Source organism: Clostridium sp. CF012 (genome assembly GCF_018861755.1).
Classification (GTDB): domain Bacteria; phylum Bacillota; class Clostridia; order Clostridiales; family Clostridiaceae; genus Clostridium_AD.
The window spans coordinates 1-19,896 of record NZ_JAHLEF010000043.1 but is presented as its reverse complement, the minus strand read 5'-3'; the positions used below and the strand labels follow the sequence as shown (position 1 = coordinate 19,896).

The window sequence follows — 19,896 nt, the reverse complement described above, 5'->3', positions numbered from 1 at the left end:
TTTCTATGCTAAAGATCCGGGGCTAGTGGATCTTATTACACGATAATATATACAAACATTAATAAGTATAATACATTCTACCGGGTGTGTCAATGTTTTTACACAAGATATTGCAATTATTAGAGTTTTATTTTAATAAAAAACTTCTTCTAAGCATAATCCACCGGGTGGAACGGATTTTCCAGCCTTTGATCGCTGCTTTGATAGGATTATATTTTTTATTTCATTGGGTTTAATCTTACCTTCTCCAACACGAACTAGTGCTCCCACTATTATTCTTACCATATTATAAAGGAACCCATCAGCTGCAATATATATTTTTATGATATCTTCATTCTTTGTGATATCTAGCTTTGTGATCGTTCTCACAGAAGTTTTTACAGAACTACCTAAATTTTTAAATGCAGAAAAGTCATGGGTACCTATAAAATACTCAGCAGCTACTTTCATAGCCTCTACATCTAGTACTTGTTTGTGATGATAGATATAATTGCGACCTACAGCAGCAGCTTCATACCTATTAAGTATAGTATAACTATACATCTTCCCAGTACTATTATACCTTGAATGAAACTCAAAAGGAACCTCAAAGCAATGTAAAATTACAATATCTAAGGGTAGTTTACTATTAATAGCCCCTGCGAACTTTTCCACAGATATTTTACTATTAGTATAAAAGTTTCCTGTATACCCTCTTGCATGCACTCCAGTATCTGTTCTACTAGAGCCAGTAATTTGAGCTTTTTCACCTGTAATCTTTTCAATAGCACTCTCTACTTTTTCCTGAATAGTCATTATATTCTTTTGCCTTTGCCATCCTGCATAATTTGTTCCATCATATTCTATTAGAAGCTTTATATTTCTCACCGCTTCACGTCCTTTTCTTTGCACAAGAACATTATGTTCTGAAAGCTATAGTAATAACAAATAGCAATGCAAAAGCAAAGCTTGCAATATAATCTTTTTTTGTTATCATTAGTTGCTTCATCCTAGTTCTACCTTCTCCACCTTTATAACATCTTGATTCCATAGCCATTGCGAGTTCATCAGCCCGTCTAAACGAACTTATAAACAGTGGTACTAAAATAGGAATTAAACTTTTAGCCCTACTTATCAAATTTCCAGACTCAAAATCTGCACCTCTTGCCATTTGTGCTTTCATGATTTTATCAGTCTCATCCATAAGGGTAGGTATGAATCTTAATGCAATAGTCATCATCATTGCCAGTTCATGAGCTGGTACTCCTATTTTTTTAAAGGGCTTTAGCAGATTTTCTATGCCATCAGTTAACTCTATTGGAGAGGTTGTAAGGGTTAGTATTGATGTTCCCATTATTAAAAACACTAGCCTAATTATCATAAAGGCTGCAATTATTAAGCCTTCTTTATATACACTTATAAACCCCCAGTGCCAGAGTAATTCTTTTCCAGTAGTCATAAAAATGTTTAACACTGCTGTAATAAGCAATAATATTAAAATTGGCTTTATTCCATTGTAAATATACTTAAATGACAAATTAGCTATTAATACAGTGGTTAAAATAAATATAACTACAAATAAATAGCCTTTAAAATTATTTACTAAAAATAGATCAACAATAAATAGTAGAGATATTAATATCTTTAATCTTGGATCTAATTTATGTACAAAAGACTCCCCTGGTATATATTGACCTATTGTAATATCTTTGATCATACAAATTCCTCCAATGTGTTGCAAGAATCACACATTACTGTTATACATTTATCTTATTAAACAAAAAAATTATACTAATTCCTTTTAAATAATTTAAGCAATTCTTGTTTAGCTTTTTCTATAGTGAATATATCCTCAGATATATTAAACCCCTTATTACGAAGCTCCCTAATTAAGTATGTTACCTGTGGTACAGCAAGTCCTACACTTTCTAATATTTCTATTTCCCTAAATATTTTCTCTGGGGTTCCATCTAAAATGCACTTTCCACTATCCATTACTACAATTCTATTTGCAACTTTCGCAACGTCTTCCATACTGTGAGATACGAGTATTATGGTCATATCATTCTCTTTGTAGAGCTCAACAATTTTACTTAAAATATCGTCTCTTCCTTTTGGATCAAGTCCCGCTGTTGGTTCATCTAGAATTAAGACCTTTGGTTCCATAGCCACTACCCCGGCTATTGCTACTCTTCTCTTTTGACCGCCACTTATTTCAAAAGGTGATTTATCTTTATACTGCTCATAGTCCAGTCCAACAATTCTCATTGCTCTCCGAACCCTTTTATTTATCTCATCATTATCCAGACCTAGATTTTGTGGTCCAAAAGCAATGTCTTTTTCAATAGTTTCTTCAAAAAGTTGATATTCAGGATATTGAAATACTAGACCAACTTTTTTTCTTATGTTTGTCAATTTTGCTTTTTTCACTGTTATATCTATGTCGTCAATGTATAGACTCCCTGATGTGGGTTTTAAAAGTCCATTTATATGTTGTATTAGTGTTGATTTTCCTGAGCCTGTGTGCCCAATTAGTGCAACAAATTCTCCTTGCTTTATTTCTAAAGATACATCATCTATAGCTTTTTTTTCAAAAGGAGTCTTTGGCATATATATATGTGTTAAATTTTCTATTTTAATTGACATAATGCATTCACCATCTCATTTATAGTTAATATATCTGATTCTATATTAATACCATTTTGTTTAAGTTCATATGCCAGTTCCGTTACCTGCGGAACATCTAGACCTATTTTTTTCATAAGGGAAACATTCTTAAATATCTCTCTCGGTTTTCCATTCATTACAATTTTGCCATTATCCATAACCACGATTCTATCTGCTTCTACCGCTTCTTCCATATTATGAGTTATTAGGATTATTGTTATACCATATTTTTTGTTTATTTCTTTTATAGTTCTAATAACTTCTTTTCTACCAAATGGATCAAGCATAGCCGTAGGTTCATCAAATACAATGCACTTTGGCCTCATGGCAAGAATACCAGCAATAGCTACCCTTTGTTTTTGACCACCAGAAAGTAAGTGTGGAGCATGTTTTTTATACTCGTACATTTGGACATTTTTTAATGATTCATCTACTCTTTTTCTAATTTCACTTGGATCTATACCTAAGTTTTCTGGACCAAATGCTACATCTTCTTCTACGATGGTGGCTACAATTTGATTGTCTGGATTTTGAAATACCATTCCAGCCACATTCCTAATATTCCATAAATTGCTTTCCTCGGAAGTTAGTAACCCATCTACATAGACTTCACCCTCAGTAGGTATTAAAAGAGCATTTATATGTTTAGCAAAAGTAGATTTTCCTGAGCCATTATGGCCGAGTACTACTAAAAATTCACCCTTATTAACCTCTAAATTTAATTTATCTATGGCTATTTTAGGCTGTTCATCTTCACTTTGAGGGTATTTGTAAACAAGATTATTACATATAACCATTTTTTCACCCATAAGTGTCACTCCCTATATTTATAAATATTTATAAGAAAATGGGGATTAAGTTTGATTTAACTTAATCCCCTTTGTTCAAACTATACTAATTCTATTATACTCATTTCTGCTGCGTCGCCTCTTCTTGGACCCATTTTCATTATTCTAGTATATCCGCCGTTTCTATCAGCATACTTGGGTGCAATATTGTCAAATAAATCTTTAACAACGCTTTCTTCTGTAATGAATGCAAGTGCTTGTCTTCTAGCATGAAGATCTCCTCTTTTTCCAAGAGTTATCATTCTTTCAGCAAATTTTCTAGTTTCTTTTGCTCTAGTGACAGTAGTTTCAATTTTTCCGTACTTCAACAAATTAGTTGCAAGACTTCTAAACATTGCAATTCTTTGATCAGTTGAGCGTCCTAATTTACGATACATTGCCATGTGTTTACCTCCTTACTCTTCACTTAGCTTCAAGTTCAAGCTCAGTGCTTGAAGCTTTTGTTCAACTTCTTCAAGTGATTTTTTACCTAAATTCCTGACCTTCATCATATCATCCATTGATCTCTCTGTTAATTCTTGAACTGTATTAATTCCAGCTCTTTTTAAACAATTATAACTTCTAACAGAAAGGTCTAATTCTTCAATAGTCATTTCAAGAACTTTTTCTTTCTTATCTTCTTCTTTTTCAACCATTATTTCAACATTATCAGCATGATCTGTTAATGTCATAAATAACTTAAAGTGCTCGATAAGTATTTTAGCTGATAAACCAATAGCTTCATCTGGTCTAATGGTTCCATTAGTCCATATTTCAATAGTTAATTTATCATAATCAGTAATCTGACCTACTCGAGTGTTCTCTACAGCAAAATTCACTCTCTTCACTGGAGTATATATTGAATCTACTGGTATAGTAGCTATCGGTAATTCATCTGTCTTATTTTTAGCCTGAGACACATATCCTCTACCTTTGTTAACAGTTAGTTCCATATATAGTTTAGCACCATCATCTAGTGTTGCAATATGTAAATCGTCATTAACAACTTCTATATCTCCATCAGTTTTAATGTCTGCTCCAGTAACTACTCCAGGTCCCTTAGCATCAATATAAACAGTTCTAGGACCCTCTCCATTCATTTTTAATGCTAAGCTTTTGATGTTCAGAATTAATTCTGTAACATCTTCTTTAACACCTTTAACTGTGGAAAATTCATGAAGTACTGTATCAATTTTAACTGCACTTGTAGCAACGCCAGGTAATGAAGAAAGAAGAATCCTTCTTAATGCATTACCTAGTGTTATACCATAGCCTCTTTCTAATGGTTCAATTATAAATTTCCCATAAGAATCATCTTCTGCAGTTTCTACACATTCTATTTTTGGCTTTTCTATTTCTAACATACTAAACCCTCCTCTTTTTTAATTGGCAACTTATAATGAGGGCAACTGATTCTATACTAATGACTATTTGCTGTATAACTCGACGATTAGCGTCTCGTTAACAGGAACATCTATATCTTCCCTAGTTGGTAGTGAAATAACTTTTCCTTCGAATTTCTCTAAGTTAGACTCTAACCAATTTGGCATAGTTTTAGGATTTTCAGCGAAAACCTTAAACTTCTCAGTAGCTCTGCTTTTTGGACATGCAGATACCACTTGATTTGCTACTAAACTGTAAGAAGGAATATCTACCTTTTTACCGTCAACTAAGAAATGTCCGTGAGTTACTAGTTGCCTAGCTTCTTGTCTTGAATTTCCGTATCCTAATCTGTATACTACGTTATCAAGTCTCACTTCTAGAAGTCTTAATAGGTTCTCACCTGTTATTCCTCTTAACTTGTCAGCCTTATCGTAGTATCTTCTAAATTGGCTTTCAAGTATTCCATAAATTCTTTTAGCCTTTTGTTTTTCTCTTAATTGTAATCCATAGTTAGACATTTTTTTCTTGCTTTGTCCGTGTTGTCCCGGTGCATAGCCTCTTCTTGAAAATGCACATTTATCCGTGAAGCATCTATCACCCTTAAGGTTTAGCTTCATACCTTCTCTTCTGCAAAGCCTACAAGTAGCTCCAGTATATCTTGCCATTCAAATTACACCTCCTGTTTACTATACTCTTCTTCTTTTTGGTGGTCTACATCCGTTATGTGGAATTGGAGTAACGTCTTTGATTAATGTAATTTCTAATCCAGCCGCTTGAAGTGATCTAATTGCCGCTTCTCTACCTGCTCCAGGTCCTTTAACAAATACGTCAACACTCTTTAATCCGTGCTCCATTGCTGCTTTTGTAGCAGCTTCTGCTGCCATTTGAGCTGCAAAAGGAGTACTCTTTCTTGATCCTCTAAAACCTAATCCACCTGCACTAGACCAAGATAAAGCATTTCCAGCTGCATCTGTAAGTGTAACGATGGAATTATTAAAAGTAGACTTTATGTGAGCACAACCGTGCTCAATATTTTTTTTCTCTTTTTTTCTTCTACTTCTTTTAACTTTTTGAGCCATTACATTCCCTCCTTACTATTTCTTTTTGCCCGCCATTGTTTTCTTAGGGCCTTTTCTTGTTCTTGCATTAGTTTTAGTTTTTTGTCCTCTTACTGGAAGACCTCTTCTATGTCTTATTCCTCTATAACATCCAACTTCCATTAATCTTTTAATATCTAATGCAACTTTTCTTCTCAAGTCACCTTCAATTATAAAGTTCTTGGTGATGTATGTTCTCAATTCATTAACTTCTTCTTCAGTTAAATCCTTAACCCTTGTGTCAGGATTTACTCCTGTTGCTTTAAGAATTCCTTGTGACTTTGGTAATCCAATACCAAATATATATGTTAGGCCTATTTCAACCCTTTTTTCTCTTGGTAGGTCAATACCTGCTATTCTTGCCATTTACTGTTTACACCTCCTAGATACTTGTTGTTAACATTTTATCACATTTGCAAGCTATAAAACGACTTAATGTGATTTATTATAAATATATTAATTTTTACATTTAATACTTAACTAAACCCATTTGTAAATAAAACTTATTAACCCTGTTTTTGTTTATGCTTAGGATTTTCACAGATAACCATTACTCTTCCTTTTCGTTTAATAACCTTACATTTTTCACACATAGGTTTAACTGATGGCCTTACTTTCATAGCTAACCCTCCTTATTACTTATCTCTCCAAGTTATTCTCCCACGAGTGAGATCATATGGAGAAAGTTCTACTGTAACCTTATCGCCTGGTAGTATTCTTATAAAATTCATTCTTAGCTTTCCCGAAATATGAGCTAATACTTTATGCCCACTTTCAAGCTCAACTTGAAATATTGCATTGGGCAAAGTTTCTAATACCACACCTTGCATTTCAATTATATCATCTTTTGACATAAGGTAATCAAACCTCCTTACGAATATCTGCAAACTGCAAAAATATTTTAATTTTAGAATTAGTAACCTCTTTTTCAGATAAAATTAAATCTTTAACTTCCTCAGCTACTGTGTTAGTAAGATCTAGATGTCTAACCTTCTTTTTTTTAGGTTTTTCAATCTTTCTTAAATCTCCATCAGCGATATACACATATTCACTATTTAGTATACCTACCACAATAAATTTTCTGTGCATATCTCTTCCCGCTTTAGAATTTACAACCTTACCTAAAAGGGTATTTTCGTCCAAACCATTCACCTCTATTAGTTCAAAGTTAATATTTCAGGACCACTTTTCAGGATAGCAACAGTGTTTTCATAATGTGCAGATAAACTGCCATCTTTTGTTACTACCGTCCATCTATTAGCCTTTACTTTGACATAATGCTTTCCTATATTTATCATAGGTTCAATTGCAAGTACCATACCATGAACTAATTTAGGACCTCTACCTGGAGTACCATAATTAGGAACCTCTGGATCTTCATGCATTGATGTGCCAATTCCATGACCTACAAAATCCCTAACCACAGAGTATCCATGCTCCTCAGCATAACACTGAATTGCAGCAGATATATCTGATAATCTATTGCCGATTATAGCCTTTTCAATGCCCTTGAAAAAACTGTTTTTAGTAATCTCTATGAGCATTGTAGCTTCATTAGATACTTTTCCTACTGGAAAAGTTCTAGCAGCATCTCCATGATAGCCATTTAATATGGCACCACAATCTATGCTAATTATATCTCCCTCAAGCAAAATCCTATTAGTTGGAATTCCATGAACCACTTCATCATTAACAGATGTACATATGGAAGCTGGAAATCCACAATAACCTTTAAAAGATGGTTTAGCACCCTGTTTTATTATGAACTCTTCAGCTAATTTATCTATTTCTGCAGTGGTTATTCCCGGTTTTATTACTTCTTCAATTAATGCAAGGGCTTCAGCAACCACTTTACCTGCACTTCTCATATATTGAATTTCCATATCACTTTTTATGTTTATCACTTTTCTATCTCTCCTAAGATACTACAGATACTTTCAAATACACTATTAATTGCTTGTGTTCCATCAACTACTGATAATAAGTTTTTGTCACCATAATACTTTATAAGTGGCTGCGTTTGTGCATCATAGATGTCTAAACGTTCACTAACGGTTTCTTCACTGTCATCAGCTCTTTGTACAAGAGATGATCCACATAGATTACATTTTCCGTCCGTCTCCGGCGGATTAAATGTAATATGATAGCTCGCGCCACAGTTAAGACAAACCCTTCTACCAGTCATTCGATTGAGAATAAATTCTCTAGGAACCTTTATTAATAATGCAGTATCAAGACGATTACCTTTTTCTTCTAATATAGTTTCTAAGGCTTCAGCTTGATTAACAGTTCTAGGATATCCATCTAATAAAAATCCATTTGTGCAATCCTCATTATCTAACCTATCCACAATTATATCTATAGTCAATCCATCAGGAACTAAGTGTCCCTTATCAATATGTTTCTTAGCTTCGATTCCAAGAGGGGTTTTTTCTGAAATATTCTTTCTGAATATGTCCCCTGTTGATACATGTGGTATGGAGAATTTATTGCTTATGGATTTTGCTTGCGTTCCTTTTCCGGCTCCCGGAGGACCTAACAAGATTATTCTCATAGTATCATCTCCTGGTAATATTTTATCTAAGGAATCCTTGGTAATGTCTCATTACTAATTGTGATTCAAGTTGTCTTAACGTCTCAAGAGCAACATTTACCATGATTAGTAACATTGTCCCACCAAAGTATACTCCCTTAAAGTGTGTATATCCCTCTATGATAATAGGGAATATTGCTATAACAGCCGCAAAAGTTCCTCCAAGTATTGAAACCTTAGTCAACACCATATCGATATAAGTTGCTGTATTTCCACCTGGTCTGATACCTGGTATAAAGCCTGATGATTTATGCATATTTTCAGCCATTTCATCTGGTTTAAATGTTACCTGAGTATAAAACCATGTAAAGAATACTATTAACACAAAATATACCACGGCGTATTTCAGACTGTTCCTTTCAAAAATGCTCCAAGGACTTCCTGTAATGAATTTTGCAATTGAAGATGTCGGTTTAAGTTGTGCTATTGTTTCTGGAAATGTCATTACTGACATTGCAAAAATTATACCGATAACTCCAGATCCATTTACATTGATAGGAATATGTGTTGATTGTCCTTTGAAGGTTTTGTTTCCAACTGATTTTCCAGCATATTGAACAGGAATTCTTCTTTCACCTAAACTTGCTATTACCACTGCTACTAATAATGCTACAGATATTGCGATAAACATTATAACCTCTACAAAATTTACAGTTCCTGCCGTCTGGAGTCCAGCAATTTTATACGCTGTTGAAGGTAACCCTGATATAATATTAATAAATATTATTAATGAAATACCATTTCCGATACCTTTACCAGTGATTTGTTCCCCTATCCACACCAAAAATGTTGATGCAGTTGTCATCGTTAGTATGACTAAAAATATGGCTAAACTAGAATTATTTGAGAATGCTCCAGTACCTGAAATAATTGCATACATACCAAAGGCTTGTAGCGCACCAAGTACTATTGATGCATATCTCGTATAATCCTGTATCTTCTTGCGTCCTTCGAGACCCTCTTTAGAAAGTTGCTCTAAGTAAGGAATCGCTATTACAAGTAATTGCATTATGATTGATGCATTTATGTATGGACCAACACCCATAGCAAAGATACTAAACTTACTAAATGCTCCACCTGAAAGCATTTCATAAAAACTAAATAATGTGCCTCCATTAGCAGTTAAGTCTAAAAGTTTGCTAGCATCTACACCAGGAACAGGAATGAAAATACCCATCCTAATAATTGCAACCATAAGTAGTGTGAACATCATGCGTTTTCTTAAATCCGGGATTTTCCAGGCATTACGTAGGGTTGATAACATTTATATCACCTCAACTTTTCCTCCAGCTGCCTCAATTTTCTCAGCTGCTGCTTTAGAGAATTTTGTTGCACTTACAGTTAAATTCTTTTCTAAGTTACCATTTCCAAGTATCTTAACTCCATCATATACTTTTCTTATTACTCTTCTCTCTAATAGCAATTCTGGTGTGATTTCTGTACCATCTTCGAAAATGTTAAGTCTATCTACGTTTATACAAGCATATTCTTTTGCAAAAATATTAGTGAATCCTCTTTTAGGTAATCTCCTGTATAAAGGCATCTGACCACCTTCAAATCCTGGTCTTGTTCCTCCACCTGATCTAGAGTTTTGTCCGTCTTGACCTCTTCCCGCAGTTTTACCCCAGCCTGTAGCAGTACCTCTACCAAGTCTTTTACGAGATTTTTTTGAACCTTCTGCAGGTCTTAAATCTTGAAGTTTCATGTAAACACCTCCTCGTTTTAAACTTCTTCTACTTTTATTAGATATATAACTTTATTAATCATACCTCTGATTTGAGGAGTTTCCTCGTGCTCAACACTTTTTCTTATTTTTCTTAATCCTAGAGAATTACAAGTAGCAATATGTTCTCTTTTTCTACCTATTAAGCTCTTAACCAATGTTAGTTTTACTTTAGCCAAGGTTTTCCCCTCCTATCTTAATATTTCTTCTACAGTTTTGCCTCTTAATTTAGCTACATCTTCTACTGTTCTTAATCTAGCTAAACCATCAATAGTAGCATTAACCACATTTCTTGCATTACTAGAGCCTAAAGATTTAGCTCTGACATCTTTTAATCCTGATAATTCTAGAACCGCTCTAACTGGACCACCAGCTAGAACTCCTGTACCTTCTGCACCAGGCATTATGTGTACAACTGAAGTACCAAACTTACCATCAATAGTATGAGGAATTGTTGTTCCAACCATAGCTACTGTTACTAAATTTTTCTTAGCATCTTCTATTCCTTTTCTAATTGCTTCTGGAATTTCTACAGATTTACCCATTCCAACGCCAACGTGTCCGTTTTCGTCTCCAACAACAACTAATGCGCTGAATCTGAAGTTTCTTCCACCTTTAACAACCTTAGCAACTCTGTTTATATTAACTACTTTTTCTTTAAGATCTAATGTGCTAGGATCTATCTTCATGTGTTTCCCTCCTTTTCTTAGAATTTAAGTCCAGCTTCTCTTGCGCCTTCAGCTAGGTTTTGTACTCTACCGTGGTATACATATCCACCTCTGTCGAATACTACTTCTTCTATTCCTTTTTCAAGTGCTCTTTCAGCAATCATTTTTCCAACTAGTTTTGCTGCTTCTTTATTGCTTCCTATTTTAAGCTCGAAAGCTTTATCTACACTTGAAGCAGAAACTAATGTGATTTGTGCAACATCATCTATTACTTGAGCATATATGTTCTTTTCACTTCTATATACAGCGAGTCTTGGTCTTTGTGCTGTACCAGAAATCTTTTTACGAACTCTAAGATGACGCTTAACTCTTGACTTTTGTCTATCTTCTTTCTTGAACAAATCATTCACTCCTTCCTACTTTATTTACCTGTTTTACCTTCCTTACGTCTAACAACTTCATCAGAATATCTAATTCCTTTGCCTTTGTAAGGTTCTGGTTTTCTCCAAGTTCTTATCTCTGCTGAAACAGCTCCAACTAATTGCTTATCGATACCTTTTACTATTATTTTGTTAGGATCAGGTATTTCAAATTGGATTCCTGCAACTGCATCTATTTCAACTGGATGTGAATATCCAAGATTTAATGTTATTTTAGCTCCTTTTAATTGAGCTCTGTAACCAACACCAACTAATTCAAGTGTTTTCTGGTATCCTTCTGTAACTCCAATAACCATATTATTAATTAATGATCTTGTAAGTCCATGAAGAGCTCTATGCTCTTTTACATCGCTTGGTCTTGTAACTACCAAAGTATTGTCTTCTATAGCTATATTCATTTTAGTACTCATGTTTTGAGTTAACTCACCTTTTGGTCCTTTTACATTTACAACATTAGTTGCTGAAACTGTAACAGTTACTCCACTTGGTATAGCTACTGGAAGTCTTCCGATTCTTGACATACTTACACCTCCTGTATTGTTTTTAGACACTTAACAATTATTAATTGCTATGCCTTTATATTCTTTTTAAGTACTAACCAATTTACAATTGTTTATTCTCAAATTTACATTGAGCACAACTTTTTTTTGGTTTTCGCTAAATTATATATCATTACTATGTACATAACAAATCAATTTCGTTATGTCGTAGAATTATTCTATTACCAAATGTAACAAATAACTTCTCCGCCTAGTCCTAATTTTCTAGCATCTTTATCTGCTACTAAACCTTTTGAAGTAGATATTATAGCCACTCCGAGTCCGTTCAATACTTTTGGAATATCCTCATTTTTAGAATATACTCTAAGTCCTGGCTTAGATATTCTCTTAAGACCAGTGATAACTCTTTCCTTGTTTTGACCATATTTCATTGCAAGTCTCATCATTGGAACAACGCCATCATTATATTCTTCAATGTTTTTAAGATATCCTTCTTGAAGCATTATATTTGCAATTTCCTTCTTTATAGTTGATGAAGGTACTTCTACTATTTCATGTCTTACAACATTTGCGTTTCTTATACGTGTTAGCAAATCTGCGATTGGGTCAGTCATAACCATTTTTCGTGCCTCCTTTCATTAGAATGTTCTAATTACCAACTTGCTTTTCTGCAACCAGGAATTTCTCCCTTGTGTGCAAGTTCTCTAAAACAGATACGGCATATACCAAATTTTTGTAATACAGAATGCGGTCTCCCACAAAGTCTACATCTTGTATAAGCTCTAGTTGAAAATTTAGGTTCTTTTTTCCACTTTTCTATTAATGCCTTACGTGCCATATGTTTCCCTCCTTATTATTGAGCAAATGGCATTCCAAGGAATCTTAATAGCTCTCTTGCTTCCTCGTCTGTCTTTGCAGTAGTAACGAATATTATATCCATTCCTCTTATCTTATCAATTTTATCATAGTCTATTTCAGGGAATATAAGTTGTTCTTTAACACCTATAGCATAATTACCTCTTCCGTCAAATGCTTTAGAAGAAGCTCCTCTAAAATCTCTAACTCTAGGTAATGCAACGTTCATTAATTTGTCAGCAAATTCGAACATTTGAGTTTTTCTTAATGTAACCTTACAGCCAATTGGCATGTTTTCTCTTAGTTTAAAATTAGCTATTGATTTCTTTGCTCTTGTTATAACTGGCTTTTGACCTGCTATAAGTTGCATATCACTAACAGCTGCATCTAAAACTTTAGAATTATCTTTTGCTTCTCCGACTCCCATATTTAAAACTATCTTTTCAAGTTTTGGTACTTCCATTACGTTTTTATACCCGAATTTTTCCATTAAAGCTTGAACTACTTCGTTTTCGTATTTTTCTTGTAGCCTTGAACTCATATGTTAAACCTCCTTTCAGAAATTAAAATGTTTCTCCACACTTCTTGCAAACTCTAACCTTAGTTCCATCATCTAGAATTTTGCTATTTATTCTTGTTACATTTTTGCATTTTGTGCAATATAGCATAACTTTAGAAGAATTTATAGCCGCTTCTCTGTGAACTATTCCACCTTGCATGTTTTGTTTGCTAGGCTTTTGATGTTTTGTAACTACACTAACATCTTTCACTAAAACTTTTCCAGTTTTAGGATATACAGCTAAGACTTCGCTTATTTTGCCTTTGTCTTTACCTGAAATAACCATTACTGAATCCTTTTTTCTTACGTGCATTTTTTTAACTGCCATATTAGACACCTCCTATCTTATAGAACTTCAGGCGCTAGTGATAAGATCTTACTGAAGTCCTTATCTCTTAACTCTCTTGCAACAGGTCCGAATATACGAGTACCTTTTGGAGTCTTGTCATCTTTTATAATAACAGCTGCATTATCATCAAATTTAACGTATGTTCCGTCTGCTCTTCTTACACCTTTTGCTGATCTAACTATAACTGCCTTAACTACTTCACCTTTTTTAACAACTCCACCTGGTGTTGCACTTTTTACGCTGGCAACTATTGTGTCACTGATGTTTCCCCATTTTCTTTTGGAACCACCTAATACTCTAATACACATTATTTCCTTTGCACCAGAATTATCTGCAACTTTCAATCTAGTTTGCTGTTGTATCATATCAAATACCCTCCTTTCAGTTCTTAAACTGAAATACTATTTAGCTTTTTCAACTATCCCAGTAATTCTCCATCTTTTATCCTTGGATAATGGTCTAGTTTCCATAATTGAAACTTTATCGTTAATTTGAGCTTCATTATTTTCATCATGAGCTTTAAATTTTGTTGTTTTGTTAATTATTTTTCCGTATAATGGATGACGAACTTTTGTTTCAATTGCAACAACTATTGTCTTATCCATTTTATCAGAAACTACTCTACCGATTCTTGTTTTTCTGTTATTTCTTTCCACAAGAGCAACCTCCTTTCAGTTTTACTGTTCTAAAGACCTTATTTCTTCCTGTCTAAGGATGGTCTTAATTTGGGCTATAGATTTTTTAACCTGTTTGATTCTCATAGGATTTTCTAGTTGGCCAGTAGCTAACTGAAATCTAAGGTTAAACAATTCTGCCTTTAAATCAGACATTTTTACTTGCAAATCTTGAGGATTACTTTGTCTTAATTCATTTAATTCATTAGCCTTCATTGAGTTCACCACCCATTTCCTCAAAATCTTTTCTAGATACAAACTTAGTTTTAATTGGAAGTTTGTGTGAAGCAAGTCTCATCGCTTCTCTAGCTGCTTCTTCTGTTACTCCTGCAATTTCAAATAATACTCTGCCTGGCTTAACAACTGCTACCCAATATTCTACTGATCCTTTACCGGAACCCATACGAGTTTCAGCTGGTTTTTCAGTTACTGGCTTGTCAGGGAAGATTTTAATCCAAACCTGACCTCCTCTTTTTACATATCTATTGATAGCAACTCTGGCAGATTCTATTTGGTTACTTTTAACCCAACCACATTCTGTAGCTTGCAATGCATAATCACCGTATGCAATAAAGTTTCCTCTTGTAGCCTTTCCTCGCATTTTACCGCGATGAACCTTACGATGTTTAGTTCTCTTAGGCATTAACATGTTTTATTCCTCCTTCCTTACACTTCTACGCGTTTACTTCTTCCTTAACGATTTTCTTTGTAGGAAGAACCTCACCTCTATACACCCAAACTTTTACTCCGATTTTTCCATATACAGTATTTGCTTCTGCAAATCCGTAATCTATATCAGCTCTCAATGTTTGGCATGGAATTGTACCTTCATGATAGTGCTCTGTTCTAGCTATTTCAGCTCCACCAAGTCTTCCTGCACATGCAGTTTTAACTCCCTTTACGCCAGTTCTCATAGCTCTTTGGATTGTTTGTTTCATTGCCCTTCTAAAAGAAATTCTCTTTTCTAATTGAGAAGCAACACTTTCTGCCATTAATTGAGCATTGTTTTCTGCTTGTTTTACTTCTACTATGTTAATTAAAACATTTTTATCTGTTACAATTTTTTTCATGTCTTGCTTTATAACTTCAATTCCAGAACCACCTCTACCAATAACCATTCCTGGTTTAGCAGTGTGTATATTTATCTTAACTCTTTTAGCAGCTCTTTCGATTTCGATTTTAGAAATTCCAGCTGTATAGAGTTTGCTTTTCAAGAATTCTCTAATCTTAAAATCTTCTACAAGATTATCTGCAAAATTCTTTTTATCTGCGTACCATTTAGAATTCCAATCTTTTATTACACCAACTCTAAAGCCGTGTGGATTTACTTTTTGTCCCAAGTTATATCCCTCCTTCTTATAATCTTTCTGTAACTGTTATAGTTACATGGCTAGATCTTTTTCTTATTCTATAAGCTCTTCCTTGTGCACGCGGTCTAAATCTCTTAAGTGTTGGACCTTGACATGCATAGGCATTATTAACATATAATCTACTAACATCTAAGTTTAAATTATTTTCTGCATTTGCTACAGCTGATTTAAGTACTTTAGTTACTACTTCAGCTGCATTTTTGGAAGTGTATTGTAATATAGCAAAAGCTTCATTTACATTTTTACCTCTTATTAAATCAAGAACAATCCCGATTTTCATTGAGGATGTTCTCACATATTTAGCTATAGCTTTAGCCTCCATTGATTGTTTCCTCCTTCCGACACTATCTTACTCTGCTTGTTTTTTCCTTATCAATGTGTCCTTTGAACGTTCTAGTTAGAGCGAATTCTCCTAATTTATGTCCTACCATATCTTCTAAAACATAAACTGGTACATGCTTTCTTCCATCATGTACAGCGATAGTATGACCTATCATTTGTGGAAAAATAGTAGAAGCTCTTGACCAAGTCTTAATTACCTTTTTCTCGCCAGTCTTGTTCATTTCGTTTATTCTGCTAAGCAAAATTTCTTGTATAAATGGTCCTTTTTTAACTGATCTACTCACCTTTGTGGCCTCCCTTCATAAAACTTAACCATAGATTCGAAGAGAAATAAAATTCTCCCCAAACTATTTCTTATTTTTTCCCTTAACAATAAACTTGTCAGAGTATTTTTTAGTTTTTCTAGTTTTATATCCCAGTGCCGGTTTACCCCAAGGAGTCATCGGACTAGCGTGACCTACTGGTGATTTACCTTCTCCACCACCATGTGGATGATCGTTAGGATTCATTACTGATCCTCTGACTGTAGGTCTGAAACCTAGATGTCTTTTTCTTCCTGCTTTACCTATGTTAACAATATCATGAGTTACATTAGAAACTGTTCCTATAGTAGCTCTACAGTTTAATCTAATATATCTTACTTCTCCACTTGGAAGTTTTACTGTAGCATATTCTCCTTCTTTAGCCATAAGCTGTGCAGAAGAACCTGCAGATCTTACAAGCTGAGCACCTTTTCCAACCTGTAGTTCTATATTATGAATTGTAGATCCTAATGGTATATTACTTATTGGAAGTGTATTCCCAACTTTTATATCAGCATCAGCACCTGATACAATTACATCTCCAACTTTTAATCCTACTGGAGCAATTATGTATCTTTTTTCACCATCAGCATATACAACAAGAGCTATGTAAGCAGATCTATTTGGATCATACTCAATTGTAGAAACTTTTGCTGGAATACCATCTTTAGTTCTTTTGAAATCTATTAGTCTGTATGCTTGTTTTGCTCCACCACCACGGTGACGAACAGTTATCTTACCTTGGTTATTTCTACCACCTGACCTTTTTGTGCTTACAAGAAGTGATTTTAGTGGCTTATCTGTAGTTATTTCTGCAAAATCAGACATAGTCATATTTCTTCTTGAAGGTGTGGTTGGTCTAAATTTCTTAATCGCCATTTGATTTCCCTCCTTTTTCTTCGCTTATCTGGCCTCTGCCAATACCTGCTTAATAATTACATTCCATCAAAAAACTCAATTGTCTTGCTTTCTGTTGTTAAAGTAACAATAGCTTTTTTAAAGTCAGCTCTTTTTCCAACGTGAACTCCAACTCTCTTAGTTTTACCCATGTTTCTAAGAGTTCTTACGTTTTCAACTTTGACTCCAAATACTTCTTCTACTGCTTTTTTAACTTGAGTTTTATTGGCATGAATGTCAACTACGAAGGTGTATTTTTTATCAGCCATTACAGCCATACTTTTTTCAGTAATTATCGGTTTTCTTATAATATCATGGCTAGTTAACTTCATTATATATACACCTCCTCAATTTTAGATACAGCATCCTTTGTAATTATGAATTTTTCATACTTTAATATGTCATAAACATTCAAGTTATTTACTGGGGATACTTGCACTCCAGGTATGTTTCTTGTTGATTTATAGACATTTTCATTTGATTTTTCAACAACTATTAGTGTTTTTTTAGCTCCAAAAGCGCTTAAAACCTCTATCATTGCTTTAGTTTTTGGTGAATCAAATTCTAAACTATCTATAACTATCATTTCATTTTCTGCTACCTTAGCTGATAAAGCTGATTTGAAAGCAACTCTTCTCATTGACTTAGGTACTGACATACGATAATCTCTTGGCTTTGGAGCAAATACTATACCACCATGTATCCATTGTGGCGCTCTAATAGAACCTTGTCTTGCTCTACCAGTTCCCTTTTGTCTCCAAGGCTTAATTCCACCGCCTCGAACTTCAGCTCTTGTTTTAGCTGATTGTGTTCCTTGTCTTTTGTTTGCGAGTTGTGCTACTACAACTTGGTGCATAGCATATGTGTTGACTTCAACTCCGAAGATATTTTCATTTAACTCTATATCTCCAACTTTTTGTGCTTGTTTATTAAATATATCTAATGTAAGCATTCTGCATCCTCCTTTCTTTTAAAGTTACGCTTTAACAGCATTTCTTATTACAACTGTGCCTTTGTTTGGACCTGGTATTCCACCTTTAATTAATATAATGTTCTTTTCAGGCATTACTTTAACTATTTCAAGGTTTATTACTGTTGTATTAACATTACCCATGTGTCCTGGCATATGTTTGTTTTTAAATGTCTTTGATGGATCGGAAGATGCTCCCATTGATCCAACTGCTCTATGGAACTTAGAACCGTGACTCATTGGTCCTCTGCTTGCATTCCATCTCTTAATTACACCTTGGAATCCTTTTCCTTTAGAAATTCCTGATACGTCAATTTTATCTCCAGCAGCAAATATATCTGCTTTAAATTCTTGACCTACTTCATAAGCACTTGTATCTTCCATTCTAAATTCTTTTACGAATCTTTTTAAAGATGTTCCTGCTTTAGCAAATTGTCCTTGCATTGGTTTGTTAACTAATTTTTCTCTTATGTCTCCAAAACCAACTTTAATTGCATTATAACCATCATTTTCGATAGTTTTGATTTGAATAACAACACATGGACCTGCTTCAACAACTGTTACTGGAACAACTCTTCTATTCTCATCAAATATTTGAGTCATACCAAGTTTTTTACCCATTATTGCTTTTTTCATGAAAATACACCTCCTACTTATTAGCGGACCACAATAGTGATCATAATAGTTAGTAATAGTTATCTATTACTTGCGTATAGTTAACTACCCTTATACGCTTATCGCACTTGTATGTACGCTTATAGTTTTATTTCGATATCAACACCAGCTGGTAAGTCGAGTCTCATTAGAGCATCAACAGTCTTAGGTGATGGACTAATTATGTCTATTAGTCTTTTATGAGTTCTTATTTCAAATTGCTCTCTTGAATCTTTGTATTTGTGTGGAGCTCTTAATACTGTAATGACATCTTTTTCTGTAGGTAGTGGTACTGGACCAGCTACTTTAGCTCCTGTACTTTTAGCTGTCTGAACAATTTTCTCAGCTGATTGATCTAATATGTTGTGATCAAAAGCCTTTAATCTGATTCTAATTTTTTGTTTAATCATTAATATTCCCTCCTTTTCATCGCACGCTCTACTTCTTACGTGCAACAGCGGATGTTCTGTAAACTGTTCCGGGTGTTGCATGCAATAAATGCATGGAACAATCGCAGGAACCCCGTCGCCCGATTCAAGATCAGGACATGCTCGGTGAAGAATAACCCGGAAGTCCGGCAACCTCTTACCTCATCGCTGTTACCACAATACAACCTCTAAAGTATACAACATATTAATTGCTTTGACAAGTATTTTTTCACTATTATTTTATAATTTTTACATTGGTGATTTCTACTTATAATTCTATATGTATTTTAGGGTATTTAAAAGGAGAAGAGCGTCCTCTTCTCCTTAATAATAAAAGCTTTTATTATTATGATTCTTTATCAATTGATGTTTATAGATAGTTTGAAATTATTATTTAACTATTGAAGTAACAACGCCTGAACCTACAGTTCTTCCGCCTTCTCTTATAGCAAATCTTAATCCTTCATCCATTGCTACTTGAGTGATTAATTCAACGTTCATGTCAATGTGATCTCCTGGCATTACCATTTCCATTCCGTCTGGTAATTTGATTGATCCAGTTACATCAGTTGTTCTGAAGTAAAATTGTGGTCTATATCCGTCGAAGAATGGAGTATGT

The 19,896-nt window shown here is 34.1% G+C and carries 36 protein-coding genes and 1 pseudogene; all 37 read right to left on the bottom strand.

The genetic code is table 11. The features are described 5' to 3' along the window. Positions 1-132: 132 nt before the first annotated feature. Complete coding sequence (gene truA, locus KPL50_RS23475) at positions 133-867, bottom strand: tRNA pseudouridine(38-40) synthase TruA (RefSeq protein WP_216300950.1); 735 nt, start codon at positions 865-867, stop codon at positions 133-135. A 31-nt stretch (positions 868-898) separates the two neighbouring features. Further along, the gene (locus KPL50_RS23470) at positions 899-1,696 is read right to left on the bottom strand and encodes an energy-coupling factor transporter transmembrane protein EcfT (protein ID WP_216300949.1); all 798 of its coding nucleotides are present in this window, start codon (positions 1,694-1,696) and stop codon (positions 899-901) included. 74 nt (positions 1,697-1,770) lie between these two features. After that, the gene (locus KPL50_RS23465; protein WP_216300948.1) at positions 1,771-2,625 is read right to left on the bottom strand and encodes an energy-coupling factor transporter ATPase; all 855 of its coding nucleotides are present in this window, start codon (positions 2,623-2,625) and stop codon (positions 1,771-1,773) included. Then, positions 2,610-3,455: an energy-coupling factor transporter ATPase gene (locus KPL50_RS23460; RefSeq protein WP_216300947.1), complete on the bottom strand. Its 846-nt coding sequence runs from the start codon at positions 3,453-3,455 to the stop codon at positions 2,610-2,612. Before KPL50_RS23460 ends, KPL50_RS23465 begins: the two co-directional genes overlap by 16 nt. Before the next feature lie 80 nt (positions 3,456-3,535). Next, on the bottom strand, positions 3,536-3,877 hold the full coding sequence (gene rplQ / locus KPL50_RS23455) for a 50S ribosomal protein L17 (protein WP_216300946.1): 342 nt from the start codon (positions 3,875-3,877) through the stop codon (positions 3,536-3,538). A gap of 12 nt (positions 3,878-3,889) precedes the next feature. Continuing rightward, a complete protein-coding gene (locus KPL50_RS23450; protein WP_164959239.1) occupies positions 3,890-4,837 on the bottom strand; it encodes a DNA-directed RNA polymerase subunit alpha in 948 nt (315 codons plus the stop codon). A gap of 63 nt (positions 4,838-4,900) precedes the next feature. Continuing rightward, on the bottom strand, positions 4,901-5,521 hold the full coding sequence (gene rpsD / locus KPL50_RS23445) for a 30S ribosomal protein S4 (RefSeq protein ID WP_216300945.1): 621 nt from the start codon (positions 5,519-5,521) through the stop codon (positions 4,901-4,903). A 21-nt stretch (positions 5,522-5,542) separates the two neighbouring features. Continuing rightward, positions 5,543-5,935: a 30S ribosomal protein S11 gene (rpsK, locus tag KPL50_RS23440; protein ID WP_125002908.1), complete on the bottom strand. Its 393-nt coding sequence runs from the start codon at positions 5,933-5,935 to the stop codon at positions 5,543-5,545. A 15-nt stretch (positions 5,936-5,950) separates the two neighbouring features. Continuing rightward, positions 5,951-6,319, bottom strand: coding sequence for a 30S ribosomal protein S13 (rpsM, locus tag KPL50_RS23435; protein WP_216300944.1), 369 nt, complete (start codon positions 6,317-6,319; stop codon positions 5,951-5,953). Positions 6,320-6,459: 140 nt separating this feature from the next. Further along, on the bottom strand, positions 6,460-6,573 hold the full coding sequence (gene rpmJ / locus KPL50_RS23430) for a 50S ribosomal protein L36 (RefSeq protein WP_021122033.1): 114 nt from the start codon (positions 6,571-6,573) through the stop codon (positions 6,460-6,462). A 15-nt stretch (positions 6,574-6,588) separates the two neighbouring features. Beyond that, entirely contained in the window at positions 6,589-6,807 is a 219-nt protein-coding gene (gene infA / locus KPL50_RS23425; protein WP_216157251.1) for a translation initiation factor IF-1, read from the bottom strand. Positions 6,808-6,814: 7 nt separating this feature from the next. Further along, a complete protein-coding gene (locus tag KPL50_RS23420; RefSeq protein ID WP_309245211.1) occupies positions 6,815-7,105 on the bottom strand; it encodes a KOW domain-containing RNA-binding protein in 291 nt (96 codons plus the stop codon). A 5-nt stretch (positions 7,106-7,110) separates the two neighbouring features. After that, entirely contained in the window at positions 7,111-7,857 is a 747-nt protein-coding gene (gene map, locus KPL50_RS23415) for a type I methionyl aminopeptidase (RefSeq protein WP_216300943.1), read from the bottom strand. Then, a complete protein-coding gene (locus tag KPL50_RS23410) occupies positions 7,854-8,507 on the bottom strand; it encodes an adenylate kinase (RefSeq protein WP_216300942.1) in 654 nt (217 codons plus the stop codon). Before KPL50_RS23410 ends, map begins: the two co-directional genes overlap by 4 nt. Positions 8,508-8,529: 22 nt before the next feature. Further along, positions 8,530-9,810: a preprotein translocase subunit SecY gene (gene secY, locus KPL50_RS23405; protein WP_216300941.1), complete on the bottom strand. Its 1,281-nt coding sequence runs from the start codon at positions 9,808-9,810 to the stop codon at positions 8,530-8,532. After that, on the bottom strand, positions 9,811-10,251 hold the full coding sequence (gene rplO / locus KPL50_RS23400) for a 50S ribosomal protein L15 (RefSeq protein WP_216300940.1): 441 nt from the start codon (positions 10,249-10,251) through the stop codon (positions 9,811-9,813). 17 nt (positions 10,252-10,268) lie between these two features. Beyond that, the gene (gene rpmD, locus KPL50_RS23395) at positions 10,269-10,448 is read right to left on the bottom strand and encodes a 50S ribosomal protein L30 (protein WP_216300939.1); all 180 of its coding nucleotides are present in this window, start codon (positions 10,446-10,448) and stop codon (positions 10,269-10,271) included. A 12-nt stretch (positions 10,449-10,460) separates the two neighbouring features. Beyond that, positions 10,461-10,958 carry a 30S ribosomal protein S5 gene (gene rpsE, locus KPL50_RS23390; protein ID WP_216300938.1) on the bottom strand — a complete coding sequence of 166 codons (498 nt, stop codon included), beginning with the start codon at positions 10,956-10,958 and terminating at the stop codon, positions 10,461-10,463. 17 nt (positions 10,959-10,975) lie between these two features. Next, entirely contained in the window at positions 10,976-11,338 is a 363-nt protein-coding gene (gene rplR / locus KPL50_RS23385; RefSeq protein WP_216300937.1) for a 50S ribosomal protein L18, read from the bottom strand. Positions 11,339-11,358: 20 nt separating this feature from the next. Next, the gene (gene rplF / locus KPL50_RS23380; RefSeq protein ID WP_216300936.1) at positions 11,359-11,898 is read right to left on the bottom strand and encodes a 50S ribosomal protein L6; all 540 of its coding nucleotides are present in this window, start codon (positions 11,896-11,898) and stop codon (positions 11,359-11,361) included. A 200-nt stretch (positions 11,899-12,098) separates the two neighbouring features. Beyond that, the gene (rpsH, locus tag KPL50_RS23375) at positions 12,099-12,497 is read right to left on the bottom strand and encodes a 30S ribosomal protein S8 (protein ID WP_216300935.1); all 399 of its coding nucleotides are present in this window, start codon (positions 12,495-12,497) and stop codon (positions 12,099-12,101) included. Between the two features lie 32 nt (positions 12,498-12,529). Beyond that, positions 12,530-12,715: a type Z 30S ribosomal protein S14 gene (locus tag KPL50_RS23370; RefSeq protein ID WP_125002882.1), complete on the bottom strand. Its 186-nt coding sequence runs from the start codon at positions 12,713-12,715 to the stop codon at positions 12,530-12,532. 15 nt (positions 12,716-12,730) lie between these two features. Beyond that, positions 12,731-13,273, bottom strand: a complete 543-nt coding sequence (gene rplE / locus KPL50_RS23365; protein WP_216300934.1) for a 50S ribosomal protein L5 — start codon at positions 13,271-13,273, stop codon at positions 12,731-12,733. 22 nt (positions 13,274-13,295) lie between these two features. Continuing rightward, positions 13,296-13,619, bottom strand: coding sequence for a 50S ribosomal protein L24 (rplX, locus tag KPL50_RS23360; protein ID WP_216300933.1), 324 nt, complete (start codon positions 13,617-13,619; stop codon positions 13,296-13,298). 17 nt (positions 13,620-13,636) lie between these two features. Further along, complete coding sequence (gene rplN / locus KPL50_RS23355) at positions 13,637-14,005, bottom strand: 50S ribosomal protein L14 (protein ID WP_164959252.1); 369 nt, start codon at positions 14,003-14,005, stop codon at positions 13,637-13,639. Positions 14,006-14,041: 36 nt separating this feature from the next. Further along, complete coding sequence (gene rpsQ, locus KPL50_RS23350; protein WP_125002874.1) at positions 14,042-14,296, bottom strand: 30S ribosomal protein S17; 255 nt, start codon at positions 14,294-14,296, stop codon at positions 14,042-14,044. A 21-nt stretch (positions 14,297-14,317) separates the two neighbouring features. After that, positions 14,318-14,530: a 50S ribosomal protein L29 gene (rpmC, locus tag KPL50_RS23345; protein WP_164951487.1), complete on the bottom strand. Its 213-nt coding sequence runs from the start codon at positions 14,528-14,530 to the stop codon at positions 14,318-14,320. Next, on the bottom strand, positions 14,520-14,963 hold the full coding sequence (gene rplP / locus KPL50_RS23340; RefSeq protein ID WP_164946781.1) for a 50S ribosomal protein L16: 444 nt from the start codon (positions 14,961-14,963) through the stop codon (positions 14,520-14,522). Before rplP ends, rpmC begins: the two co-directional genes overlap by 11 nt. 25 nt (positions 14,964-14,988) lie before the next feature. Then, positions 14,989-15,654, bottom strand: a complete 666-nt coding sequence (rpsC, locus tag KPL50_RS23335) for a 30S ribosomal protein S3 (protein ID WP_216300932.1) — start codon at positions 15,652-15,654, stop codon at positions 14,989-14,991. 16 nt (positions 15,655-15,670) lie between these two features. Continuing rightward, positions 15,671-16,006, bottom strand: coding sequence for a 50S ribosomal protein L22 (rplV, locus tag KPL50_RS23330; protein ID WP_216300931.1), 336 nt, complete (start codon positions 16,004-16,006; stop codon positions 15,671-15,673). Between the two features lie 22 nt (positions 16,007-16,028). Continuing rightward, complete coding sequence (gene rpsS / locus KPL50_RS23325; protein WP_125002863.1) at positions 16,029-16,310, bottom strand: 30S ribosomal protein S19; 282 nt, start codon at positions 16,308-16,310, stop codon at positions 16,029-16,031. A 63-nt stretch (positions 16,311-16,373) separates the two neighbouring features. After that, complete coding sequence (gene rplB / locus KPL50_RS23320) at positions 16,374-17,207, bottom strand: 50S ribosomal protein L2 (RefSeq protein ID WP_216300930.1); 834 nt, start codon at positions 17,205-17,207, stop codon at positions 16,374-16,376. Positions 17,208-17,263: 56 nt separating this feature from the next. Next, positions 17,264-17,557 carry a 50S ribosomal protein L23 gene (gene rplW / locus KPL50_RS23315; RefSeq protein ID WP_216300929.1) on the bottom strand — a complete coding sequence of 98 codons (294 nt, stop codon included), beginning with the start codon at positions 17,555-17,557 and terminating at the stop codon, positions 17,264-17,266. Beyond that, a complete protein-coding gene (rplD, locus tag KPL50_RS23310; RefSeq protein ID WP_216300928.1) occupies positions 17,557-18,177 on the bottom strand; it encodes a 50S ribosomal protein L4 in 621 nt (206 codons plus the stop codon). The genes rplW and rplD overlap by 1 nt, the downstream gene beginning before the upstream one ends. Positions 18,178-18,201: 24 nt before the next feature. After that, positions 18,202-18,831, bottom strand: coding sequence for a 50S ribosomal protein L3 (rplC, locus tag KPL50_RS23305; protein ID WP_216300927.1), 630 nt, complete (start codon positions 18,829-18,831; stop codon positions 18,202-18,204). A gap of 119 nt (positions 18,832-18,950) precedes the next feature. Further along, positions 18,951-19,259 (bottom strand): 30S ribosomal protein S10, encoded by a 309-nt coding sequence (gene rpsJ / locus KPL50_RS23300; protein ID WP_071614633.1) that lies wholly within the window; start codon positions 19,257-19,259, stop codon positions 18,951-18,953. A 408-nt stretch (positions 19,260-19,667) separates the two neighbouring features. After that, a pseudogene (tuf, locus tag KPL50_RS23295) lies at positions 19,668-19,896 on the bottom strand (elongation factor Tu); the annotation flags it as partial.